The 9858-nt window shown below is 77.0% G+C and carries 12 protein-coding genes and 1 pseudogene; 11 read left to right on the top strand and 2 right to left on the bottom strand.

The window, feature by feature from the left end:
* From PYV61_RS14290 to PYV61_RS14280, 3 genes and pseudogenes are all read left to right on the top strand, one after another.
* A pseudogene (locus tag PYV61_RS14290) lies at positions 1–429 on the top strand (hypothetical protein); the annotation flags it as partial.
* A gap of 14 nt (positions 430–443) precedes the next feature.
* On the top strand, positions 444–932 hold the full coding sequence (locus tag PYV61_RS14285) for a methyltransferase domain-containing protein (RefSeq protein ID WP_275832668.1): 489 nt from the start codon (positions 444–446) through the stop codon (positions 930–932).
* A gap of 192 nt (positions 933–1124) precedes the next feature.
* Positions 1125–1502 (top strand): cupin domain-containing protein, encoded by a 378-nt coding sequence (locus tag PYV61_RS14280; RefSeq protein WP_275832666.1) that lies wholly within the window; start codon positions 1125–1127, stop codon positions 1500–1502.
* On the opposite strand, the gene PYV61_RS14275 is transcribed toward PYV61_RS14280, so the two are convergent.
* Both PYV61_RS14275 and PYV61_RS14270 read right to left on the bottom strand, forming a co-directional pair.
* A complete protein-coding gene (locus PYV61_RS14275) occupies positions 1495–2559 on the bottom strand; it encodes a Gfo/Idh/MocA family oxidoreductase (RefSeq protein WP_275832665.1) in 1065 nt (354 codons plus the stop codon). The two genes, PYV61_RS14280 and PYV61_RS14275, sit on opposite strands and share 8 nt — an antisense overlap.
* Positions 2560–2569: 10 nt before the next feature.
* Positions 2570–3250, bottom strand: a complete 681-nt coding sequence (locus PYV61_RS14270) for a Nif3-like dinuclear metal center hexameric protein (RefSeq protein WP_275832662.1) — start codon at positions 3248–3250, stop codon at positions 2570–2572.
* A gap of 103 nt (positions 3251–3353) precedes the next feature.
* Here PYV61_RS14270 and PYV61_RS14265 point away from each other — a divergent pair, with 103 nt between their 5' ends.
* The 8 genes from PYV61_RS14265 to PYV61_RS14230 all read left to right on the top strand — a co-directional run.
* A complete protein-coding gene (locus PYV61_RS14265; RefSeq protein ID WP_275832660.1) occupies positions 3354–3587 on the top strand; it encodes a heavy-metal-associated domain-containing protein in 234 nt (77 codons plus the stop codon).
* Positions 3584–3943, top strand: coding sequence for a cupredoxin domain-containing protein (locus PYV61_RS14260; protein WP_275832658.1), 360 nt, complete (start codon positions 3584–3586; stop codon positions 3941–3943). Before PYV61_RS14265 ends, PYV61_RS14260 begins: the two co-directional genes overlap by 4 nt.
* A gap of 8 nt (positions 3944–3951) precedes the next feature.
* The gene (locus PYV61_RS14255; RefSeq protein ID WP_275832656.1) at positions 3952–6402 is read left to right on the top strand and encodes a heavy metal translocating P-type ATPase; all 2451 of its coding nucleotides are present in this window, start codon (positions 3952–3954) and stop codon (positions 6400–6402) included.
* Positions 6399–6725 carry a metal-sensitive transcriptional regulator gene (locus tag PYV61_RS14250; RefSeq protein ID WP_275832654.1) on the top strand — a complete coding sequence of 109 codons (327 nt, stop codon included), beginning with the start codon at positions 6399–6401 and terminating at the stop codon, positions 6723–6725. Before PYV61_RS14255 ends, PYV61_RS14250 begins: the two co-directional genes overlap by 4 nt.
* A 9-nt stretch (positions 6726–6734) precedes the next feature.
* Positions 6735–7046: a hypothetical protein gene (locus PYV61_RS14245; protein WP_275832652.1), complete on the top strand. Its 312-nt coding sequence runs from the start codon at positions 6735–6737 to the stop codon at positions 7044–7046.
* Between the two features lie 67 nt (positions 7047–7113).
* Positions 7114–7944, top strand: a complete 831-nt coding sequence (locus tag PYV61_RS14240) for a hypothetical protein (protein ID WP_275832651.1) — start codon at positions 7114–7116, stop codon at positions 7942–7944.
* Positions 7944–9212: a hypothetical protein gene (locus tag PYV61_RS14235; RefSeq protein ID WP_275832648.1), complete on the top strand. Its 1269-nt coding sequence runs from the start codon at positions 7944–7946 to the stop codon at positions 9210–9212. The genes PYV61_RS14240 and PYV61_RS14235 overlap by 1 nt, the downstream gene beginning before the upstream one ends.
* A gap of 7 nt (positions 9213–9219) precedes the next feature.
* Positions 9220–9858: copper resistance CopC family protein (locus PYV61_RS14230; RefSeq protein WP_275832646.1), on the top strand; the 639-nt coding region annotated here is incomplete at its 3' end.

Here is a 9858-nt window from a genome sequence, read left to right as displayed (position 1 = left end):
CTGCTCGCGTCGTGCGCCGGCGCGTGGGGGTGCCGCGCGGCCCCGCCGGCGGCGCCCGCGCCCGAGCCGACGGTCGTGTTGCCGGCGGCCACGGGCGCCCTGCGGGTGGTCCTCCGCGACTCGACGCGCGGGACGCCGCTCGTCGGCGCGATGGCGCTCGCCTGGGTGGGCCGGTCCGTCGCCTTCGCGCCCGCGCCGCCGCCCGCCGGCGCGGCCGGCGACACGCTCGTCTGGCCCGCGCTGCCCGCGGGCGCGTACCGCCTCGACGTGCGGCGCATCGCGTACGTCGCGGCGGAGCGCCCGGTACGCGTCGACGGCGGACGCACCACTGTAGTGGAGGTCGCGCTGGCGCTGCATGACATGTGCGACATCGCCTGCGACGCGCTCGTGATCCCGCCGCGCCGCTGGTGGCGGTTCTGGCGCCGCTGACGCGCCCACCTCTCGTGCCGACCCCAGTGCCCGCCCGCCGCGCCGACCTCTCCCCGCGCCTCGCCGCGATCGTCGACGCGCTGCCGCTCCGCCCCGGGCTGCGCGTGCTCGAGATCGGGTGCGGGCCCGGCGCCGCGGCGCGCGAGGTGGCCCGCCGCGTCGGCCCGCGCGGACGCGTGCTCGCGATCGACCGCTCGGCGGCCGCGGTGGGGCAGGAGCGGCTGGGCGGCGCGTTGGAGATCGCCGCCGGGGTGCTGGTTGTGCGCCAGGCGGCGGCCGAGGACCTCGCGCTCGACGCGGGCGAGGTGCCGTACGACCTCGCGTTCGCGGTGCGCGTCGGCGCGCTCGACGGCCGCCACCCCGACCGCGGGCGGCGCGCGCGGCGGCGCATCGCGGCCGCGCTCACGCCGCGCGGGCGCCTGTTCGTCGACGGCGGGGACCCGCTGCGGGAGCTCGCGCTGCCCGGCAGGCCCGTGCCCGCACGCGGCGCGCGCGATGGCTGACCCGATCGCGCTCGCCCTCGTGCTCCTCCTCACGCCGCCGCGCGACTCGGTTATAGGCACGGTCCGCGGCGGGTCCGCCTTCGACGTCAGCGAATCCGCGCGCGGCACGTGACAGTCCAACTGGAACCAGGCCGACGGCCGCGTGCCGGGCGGCCACTTCGTGCTGCGGCGCACGCCCCCGCGAGGAGATTCATGAGCATCACGCACGACGACCCGCCCGCGACGCCCGTGTCGACCGCCACCGCGCCGCACTACGCGTGGGGCGACGGCTGCGACGGGTGGCACCTGCTGCGCGCCGCGGGGCTGAGCGTGATCGAGGAGCGCATGCCGGCCGGCGCGCGCGAGGTCCGGCACCGGCACGCGCACGCGCGGCAGCTCTTCTACGTGCTCGCCGGCACGCTGACGCTCGAGGTCGAGGGGACGACGCACGCGCTCGCGCCGCGGCAGGCGCTCGAGGTCGCGCCCGGCGCCGCGCACCAGGCGCTGAACGTCGGCGACGCGCCGTGCGAGTTCCTCGTCGTCTCGCAGCCGCCGTCGCACGGCGACCGCGAGCCGGCGCCCCTCAGCTGAGCGCCACCACCCGCCGCTCGGCCGACGACACCGCCGCCGCCTCGAGCACTTCCAGCCCGCGGATCGCGTCGTCCGGGTCCACCGGCGGCGCGCCCCCCGACCGGAGCGCCGCCGCCACCTCGGCGTAGAAGCTCGGGTAGTCGCCGGCCTCCGTGCGCACCGCGCGCGGCGCGTCGCCCTGCGACAGCGTCCCCCAGCGGTCCTCGGGCTCCTCGCCCCAGCCGGGGCCCGTCGGGCGCGCGCCGGCGCGCAGCGCGTCCTCCTGCGGGTCGGCGCCGTGCTTGACGTAGGCGCCGCGCGAGCCGAACGCCGCGAAGCGGTGCCCCGGCAGCGCCGCCGCCAGCGACGCGTTGAGGTGCGAGCGCAGCCCCGACGCGTGCTCCAGCGACACGAACAGCTCGTCCGGCACGGCGACGCCCGGCGTGATGCGCCGCAGCTCCGCGTACACCGACACCGCGGGCCCGCCGAGCACCAGCGCCTGGTCGACGAGGTGCGTCCCGAGGTCGAGGGCGATCCCCTCGCCGCGCGCGGCCGCGTCGTCGGTCGTCCAGCGCGCCTTGGGCGCCGGCTTCCACCGGTCGAAGCGCGACTCGAAGCGGTGCAGCGTCCCGAGCGCGCCCTCGGCGACCAGGCGGCGCAGCGTGCGGAAGTCGCCGTCGCGGCGGCGGTTCTGGTAGACGGTGACGAGCAGGCCGCGCGCGCGCGCGTCGTCGCGAACCGCGCGCGCCTCGCTGCTCGTGGTCGCGAACGGCTTGTCGACGACGACGGGGAGCCCCGCGGCCAGCGCGGCGTGCGCGAGCGGCGCGTGCGCGCCGTTGGGCGCGGCGACGACGACCAGGTCGAGGTCGCGCGCCATCGCCCACAGCGCGTCGGCGTCGGGCACGACGCGCGCGCCGGGGTGGTGAGCCGCGGCGTGTCGGGCGCGCTCGGCGTCGCGGGTGACGATCGCCGCCACGCGCATGCCGGGGGTGACGGCGATGCACGGCGCGTGGAACACCGAGCCGCCGAGGCCGTAGCCGATGAGTCCCACGCGGATCGCGTCGTCGGGTGTGCGCATGCGCGACAGGTTACCCGGGGGCGTCGTCCGGCGCGAGGCGCACGGCGACGGCGGGGAGCGCGGCGCGCAGCGCGCCGGCCAGCAGCCCGAGCGCCCACCGCTCGCTGCGCGCGTGGCCCACGGCGAGCACGTGCATGCCGACGCGGCGCGCGGTCCCGACCGCCCGCTCGCGCACCTGCCCGGTGACGTAGACGGTCGCGCCGAGCCGCGCGGCGCCCTCCACCAGCTCCGGCGTCATCGCGCGGGCCATCGCCACGCGGGTGGCGGGGACGTCGGCGCCCGCCACCTCCCCGTCCACCCCGCCGAACGCGTCGACGAGCGCGGCGCGCAGCGCGGCGACCGACCGTGCCGCGCCGGCGCCGACCGTGCCGAGCGGCCACCCGTCGCGTTCGGCGATGAGGGGGCCGGGGGTCAGGGAGAGCAGGGTGGTGAGCTCGGGGACGACGCCGAACGCGTAGCGCCGGTCGAACGGGTCGTGCGACGCGAGCAGGGCGACGCCGTCGGGCCACCCGGCCGGGTCCCAGCGCCAGTGGCGGTGCAGCACCACCGCGTCGAGCGCGTCGGCGCGCGCCCAGTCGGCGAGCCCCGGCCACGGGTCGAGGGCCAGCCCCACGCGGCGGGCCGGGTGCCGCCCCGGGCGCACGACCTCCGGCGGCGCGCCCAGCGCGGCGGCCAGCGACTCGATCAGCATGGGGGCGTCCGCAGGCACCGGACGTGCCGCCTCTTGCATACCCCCGGAGGGTGTCCCATATTACCCCCCAGGGGTATACACAACCATTCAGCCGGAGCGCGCCATGAGCACCATCAAGCTGGAAGTCGAGGGGATGAGCTGCGGCCACTGCGTGAAGTCGGTCCGCGACGCGCTCGCCGAGGTGCCGGACGTCGCCGTCGAGCGCGTCGACCTGGGGAGCGCCACGGTGGTGACGTACGCCGAGACCCCGGCCGGGGTCGAGGAGCGCCTGGTCGAGGCGCTGCGGGATGCGGGCTACGACGGGCGCGTCGCGACGAACGACGCGGCGTCGCAGTGACCCCGCTCGACTGGGCTGTGGTCGCGGGCGGGCTCGGCGCCTCGGCCTGGGTGGTCTGGTACTTCTTCGCCGCCGAGCCGGCGTCGGTGGTCGCCGGGCAGGAGGCGATGATCGTCGTCGAGGGGGCCTACGCCCCCGCGGTGGTGCGCGTGCAGGCCGGGCGCCCGGTGCGCCTGGTGTTCGACCGCCGCGAGACGTCGGGCTGCTCGGAGGAGGTCGTGTTCGGCGACTTCGGGATCCGGCGCTTCCTCCCCGCCCACCAGAAGACGACCGTCGAGGTGACCCCGCCCGCGGCCGGCACCTACGAGTTCACCTGCGGGATGGGGATGATGCGGGGCCGCATCGTCGCCGAGTAGGAGCGAGCATGTCCGACACCATCGCCGGAGAGAAGGTCGTCATCCCCGTCACCGGGATGACGTGCGCGGCCTGCCAGGGGCGCGTGCAGCGCACGCTGCAGAAGACGCCGGGCGTCGTCGACGCGACGGTCAACCTCATGATGGGGAACGCGACCGTGCAGTACGACCCGTCCGCCGTCTCCCCCGAGGCGCTGGTCGCGACGATCGCCAAGACCGGCTACGGCGCCGAGCTGCCGCGCCCCGACGCGAACGCGTTCGACGAGCAGGCGGCGCGCGACGCGGCGCAGGAGGCGGAGTTCCGCGAGCTGCGCGCGAAGGCGCTGGTCAGCGGCGCCGTCGGCGTGGTGGCCATGGTCGCGTCGATGCCGCTGATGGCGGCCGGGGACCACGCGCACGGCGTCGTGGCCGATCCCTTCATGCGCTGGGCGATGCAGGCGCTGACCCCCGCGCTCCGCGGCGCGCTGCCGTGGCTGTACGCGGTGCCGGCGTCGGTCCTGTCGTGGACGCTGCTCGTCCTCACGCTCGGCGTGATGGCGTGGGCGGGGCGGCACTTCTACACGCGCGCCTGGGCGGCCTTCCGCCACCACGCGGCCGACATGAACACGCTCGTCGCCGTCGGCACGGGCGCGGCGTTCCTGTACTCGGTGGTGGCGACGGTGGCGCCGGGCGTGTTCACGCGCGCCGGCCTCGCCCCCGACGTCTACTACGAGGCGGTGGTGATCATCATCGCCCTCATCCTCACGGGCAACGCCTTCGAGGCGCGCGCCAAGCGGCGCACGTCGCAGGCGCTGCGCGCGCTGGCGTCGCTGCAGCCGCCGACGGCGCGCGTCGCGCGCCCGACGCCCGAGGGGGGCACCGCGGAGGTGGACCTGCCCGTCGAGGCGGTGCGCGCGGGCGACGTGGTGCTCGTGCGCCCCGGCGAGCGCGTCCCGGTCGACGGCGAGGTGCTCGAGGGGACGAGCGCGGTCGACGAGTCGATGCTCACCGGCGAGTCGCGCCCGGTCGAGAAGGCCGTCGGCGACCGCGTCATCGGCGGCACGATCAACCGCACCGGCGCCTTCCGCTACCGCGCCACCACGCTCGGCGCCGACAGCGTGCTCGCGCAGGTCGTGAAGCTGATGCGCGACGCGCAGGGCTCGCGGGCGCCGATCCAGGCGCTGGCCGACCGGATCAGCGCGGTGTTCGTCCCCGTGGTGCTGGTGATCGCGATCGCCGCCTTCACCACCTGGTTCGTGGCCGCGCACGCGACCGGCACGCCGCCCGGCGCCGCCGCCGTGCGCGCCTTCGCCGCCGCCGTCGCGGTGCTGATCATCGCCTGCCCCTGCGCCATGGGCCTCGCCGTGCCGACCGCCGTCATGGTCGCCACCGGGCGCGGCGCCGAGCTGGGCGTGCTGATCAAGGGCGGCGAGGCGCTGCAGCGCGCGGGCGACGTCACGACGGTCGTGCTGGACAAGACGGGGACGGTCACGGAAGGGCGGCCGACTGTCACCGACGTCGTCGTCGTGGGAGCGTCGAGCGTCGAGCGTCGAGCGTCGAGCTCGGCGGAGGCGATCCCCTCGACGCTCGACGCTCGACGCTCGCCGCTCGCCGCGGATGATCTCCTCCGCCTCGTCGCCTCGCTCGAGACCATGTCCGAGCACCCCCTCGCCGACGCCGTCGTCCGCGCGGCGCGCGAGCGCGGGCTCCCGCTCGCCGTCCCCGAGGCGTTCGCGTCCGACACCGGGCGCGGCGTGACGGGCGCGGTCGAGGGGCGCGGGCTCGCGGTCGGCAACGGGGCGCTGATGCGCGCGTGGGGCGTCGACCCGGCGCCGCTGGCGGCCGACGCCGAGCGGCTGGCGGGGGAGGCGCGCACGCCGGTGTACGTCGCCGTCGACGGCGCGCTCGCCGGGCTGGTCGCGGTCGCCGACCCGATCAAGGCCGGCGCCCCCGAGGCGGTCGCGCGGCTGCGGGCCATGGGGCTCGACGTCGTGATGCTTACCGGCGACGACCGCCGCACCGCCGAGGCGGTGGCGCGCGCGGCCGGGATCGACCGCGTGGTCGCCGAGGTGCTCCCCGACGGCAAGGTCGCCGAGGTGCGGCGGCTGCAGGAGGGGGGGCGCGTGGTGGCGATGGTCGGCGACGGCGTGAACGACGCGCCGGCGCTGGCGCAGGCCGACGTCGGGATCGCGGTCGGCGGGGGCACCGACGTCGCCGTCGAGGCGGCCGACGTGGCGCTGATGCGCGGCGAGCTCGCCGGCGTGGCGCGCGCCATCGGGCTGTCGCGCCGTACCATGCGCACCATGAAGCAGAACCTGTTCTGGGCCTTCGTCTACAACGTGGTCGGGATCCCGGTGGCCGCGGGGGTGCTCTACCCCGCGTTCGGCCTCCTCCTGAGCCCGATCCTCGCCAGCGCCGCGATGGCGTTCAGCTCCGTGAGCGTCGTCTCCAACAGCCTCCGCCTCCGCCGGGCCCGCGTATGACCGAGCACCACGACGACACCGACCACCACGAGGGGCGCCACGCGGTCGCCGTGGACGCCGACGTCAAGGACCGCAACCTCAAGCGGCTGCGCCGCATCGAGGGGCAGGTGCGCGGGCTGCAGAAGATGGTCGAGGAGGACCGCTACTGCGCCGACGTCATGACCCAGATCTCGAGCGTGCACGAGGCGCTGCGGGCGGTGGGGCGCGAGCTGATGCGCAACCACCTCAAGCACTGCGCGACGCACGCCATGAAGGGGACCCCCGAGCAGTCCGCGGCGATGTACGACGAGATCGTGGACTTGATGTACAAGCACGGGCGTTAGGTTACGGACGTGCGACGTCGGCGCCCCTTCCTCTCCCTGCTGCTCCTCGTGCTCGCGGTCCTCGCGCCCGCGACCCGGGCGGCGTGCGCCCCGGCGCCGGCGGCCGCGTCGGAGCACGCGCACCACCACGGGCACGACGCGCCCGTCCAGGACGTCGCCACCCACTGTGCGACCGTCGCCGGCTGCGGCGCCGTCCTCGCGCTCGTCGAGGCGCCCGCGCCGGCGTCCACCGTGGCCGTCGTGCGCGACGTCGCCACCGCCACCCCCGCCCTCCCGTCGTCCCCGCGCGCGGCCCCCGAGCCGCCGCCGCCCCGAGGCTGACGCGACTTCCGCGTCCCCGGCGCCCCGGACCCTCCGGGCGCGCCCCTTGCCGCCTCCTGGACGACCCATGTCACGACGCCTCGCCGCCGGCGCATCCGCCGCGGCCCTCCTCGCGCTCGTGCGCCCCGCGCACGCGCAGACCGACTTCTACAACACCGACGCCGGCCGCCCCCTCACCATCGAGGACGCGTACCCGGTCGAGCGCCGCGCTCTCGAGCTGCAGGCCGCCCCGCTGCGCCTCGAGCGCGCCCTCGGCGGCACCTACCGCTGGGGGATCGAGCCCGAGATGGCGCTCGGCATCCTCCCGCGCACGCAGGTCGAGGTCGGGCTCCCGCTCGTCTACGTCGACCGCGGCACGAGCCGCACCGCCGGCGCCGCCGGCGTGGACGTCTCCGTGCTGCACACCCTGAACGTCGAGACGCTCACCGTCCCGGCGCTCGCGCTCTCCGCCGGCGCGCTCCTCCCCGCCGGCCCGCTCGGCCCCGACCACGCGTACGGGACGCTCAAGGCGGTCGCGACCAAGACGTTCTCCAACGCGCGCCTGCACCTCAACGCGCAGGCCGCGTTCGGCCCCGGGCTCTCGCTCGCGTCCGAGGGGCCGGTGAGCGGCCCCGTGGGCGGCAACACGCTGGAGCTGTCGCGCTGGCTCGCCGGCGCCGCCATCGACCGCACCTTCCCCCTGCGCTCGCTGCTCGTCGCCGTCGAGGCGTTCGCGCGCGCCCCCGTCGTGCGCGGCGAGGAGGTGGAGTGGAACGCCGGCCTCGGCACCCGCTGGCAGGCCGCGCCCCGCTGGACGCTCGACGCCGGGGCGGGGCGCCACCTCACCGGCGACGACCGCGGGTGGTACGTGACCGCGGGCGCCGCGTTCTCGGTCGGCCTGCCGTGGAGGGCCCGCTGATGCGCCGCTCCCTCGCCATCGCCGCGCTGCTGCTCGCGCCGTTCCTCGCGCCGGCCGCGCTCCCCGCGCAGTGGGCGCGCGTGCACGAGCAGTTCTACCTGCAGGCGCCGCACAACTGGGTGTTCCGCGACCAGTACCAGGCCGCCGACCGCCTGTTCAACGCCTTCGACTACGGCCACGCGATCCTCTACGAGACGCTGTGGACGCGCCCCGACGCGCCGGCGGCGCTGCTGGAGCAGAAGGAGTACGACTTCCTGACGCGGAAGGTGCTCGTGAAGCCGCCGCGCGTCCCGCTGGAGGAGGCGGCGATCGAGCCGAAGTACGCCCAGCTCGCCCCCGAGGCGAAGCAGATGTTCGAGTGGGCGCACATCCTCCACCGGCAGCTCTACGACGTGCTGGCCGACGAGCGGCTCGACGCGGCGGGGAAGGACCGCGAGGTGGCGCGCCTGCTGGCGTACTACCGCACGCGCCCCGACCTCGCGTTCAGCGCGCGGCCGAAGAGCATGAAGCTGATGCAGGAGCAGCCGTACTCGCTGGCGTTCCGGCGCGCGTACCCCAAGTTCAACGGGCTGATCTGGGCGTACCACTGGCTGCAGGTCGGGCTCTACGAGCCGCTGGTGGTCGCGCGCTCGCAGCCGGAGCGGCAGGCGGGGGTGCGGGCCACGGTCGCGCGCTTCTGGCAGATGCTGGCCGACCCGCCGCGCAGCTTCCCGCACCAGATGCCCATGACTCCCGCGGTCGCGCCGGCGTTCTCCGCGCGCTACCCGGAGGCGGCGATCGTGTTCGACAACCTCCACTCGATGCACGACGTCATCAGCGACATCCTCGCCAACGACGCGGTGCCGCGCTCGCGCAAGCGCGCCGAGATCCTGCTGGCGGCGGCGCGGTTCCGCGACGACACGTCGTACGTGATGTCGCGCGACGCGTGGCTGGCGATGGCGGGGCATATGGGGATCGAGAACATGGGCGGGCCGGCGGTGAACTTCCTCCCCGGGCTGCCGGCGCCGACGGTCACCTACGGCGCGGTGATGACGCACGACGACCGCACCGGCGCGATGACCGGGTTCTCGTACGGCCAGGCGGTGGGCGGCGGGCACGCCGGACACGCCGCGCCCGCGGACTCCGCCGCGAAGCCGGCGGCGCGCACGTCGGCGCCGGACCCGCACGCCGGGCACCACGCGCCCGCTCCCGCGCCGACGCCCGCGCCGACTCCCGCGCCGAAGCCCCCGGCGAAGGCGCCCGACCCGCACGCCGGCCACAAGCCGTGACCGCGACGTGATCGCGCTCCGACGCGCCGCGCGCCGCCTCGCCCTCGCCCTCGCGCTGCTGCTGCCGTTCCTGGAGCCGCGCGCGGCGGGGGCGCCCGGCGCGCTGCGGTCGTCGGCCCCCGCGCGCGGGTCGCGCCTCGCGGCCGTCCCGCGCACCCTCCGCCTCACCTTCACCGAGCGCGTCGAGCTGGCCGTGACGCGCCTCGCGCTGGTCGGCCCCGGGGGGCGCGCGGTCGCGCTCTCCGCGCCGCGCGCCGGCGACGCGCCCACCGTCGTCGTCGCCGACGTCGCGGGCCCCGTCGTCGCCGGCGCGTACGAGATCACCTGGCAGGTCGCGGGGCGCGACGGGCACCCGGTGCGCGGGCGCATCCCGTTCACCGTGCTCGCCACCGCCGCCGGCCTCGCCGACACGCCGCCGCCCGCTTCACCCGCTCCCGCCTCACCCGCTCCCGCCCCATCCGCTCCCGCCGCACGCGCCGTCGCGGCCCACGTCGACACGGTGGTGAGCGCGACGATCGACGCCGCCGACGCCGCGGGGGTCGCGGGGCGCTGGGTCGGCTTCGCGGCCACCCTCGCGATCGCCGGCGCGATCGGCCTGGCGCTGCTCGTCGCGCCGCGCGCCGCGGCGACGGCGGCGGTAGGCCAG

It is taken from the genome of Roseisolibacter sp. H3M3-2, assembly GCF_029211165.1.
Taxonomy (GTDB): domain Bacteria; phylum Gemmatimonadota; class Gemmatimonadetes; order Gemmatimonadales; family Gemmatimonadaceae; genus Roseisolibacter.
Note: the sequence above shows the minus strand (reverse complement) of the source record. Positions and strands in the feature narration are given on the sequence as shown.

Coding starts and splice junctions, on each gene's coding strand:
- PYV61_RS14280 (WP_275832666.1), top strand. CDS start 1,125: ATGAGCATCACGCACGACGACCCGCCCGCGACGCCCGTGTCGACCGCC.
- PYV61_RS14275 (WP_275832665.1), bottom strand. CDS start 2,559: ATGCGCACACCCGACGACGCGATCCGCGTGGGACTCATCGGCTACGGC.
- PYV61_RS14270 (WP_275832662.1), bottom strand. CDS start 3,250: ATGCTGATCGAGTCGCTGGCCGCCGCGCTGGGCGCGCCGCCGGAGGTC.
- PYV61_RS14265 (WP_275832660.1), top strand. CDS start 3,354: ATGAGCACCATCAAGCTGGAAGTCGAGGGGATGAGCTGCGGCCACTGC.
- PYV61_RS14255 (WP_275832656.1), top strand. CDS start 3,952: ATGTCCGACACCATCGCCGGAGAGAAGGTCGTCATCCCCGTCACCGGG.
- PYV61_RS14250 (WP_275832654.1), top strand. CDS start 6,399: ATGACCGAGCACCACGACGACACCGACCACCACGAGGGGCGCCACGCG.
- PYV61_RS14240 (WP_275832651.1), top strand. CDS start 7,114: ATGTCACGACGCCTCGCCGCCGGCGCATCCGCCGCGGCCCTCCTCGCG.
- PYV61_RS14235 (WP_275832648.1), top strand. CDS start 7,944: ATGCGCCGCTCCCTCGCCATCGCCGCGCTGCTGCTCGCGCCGTTCCTC.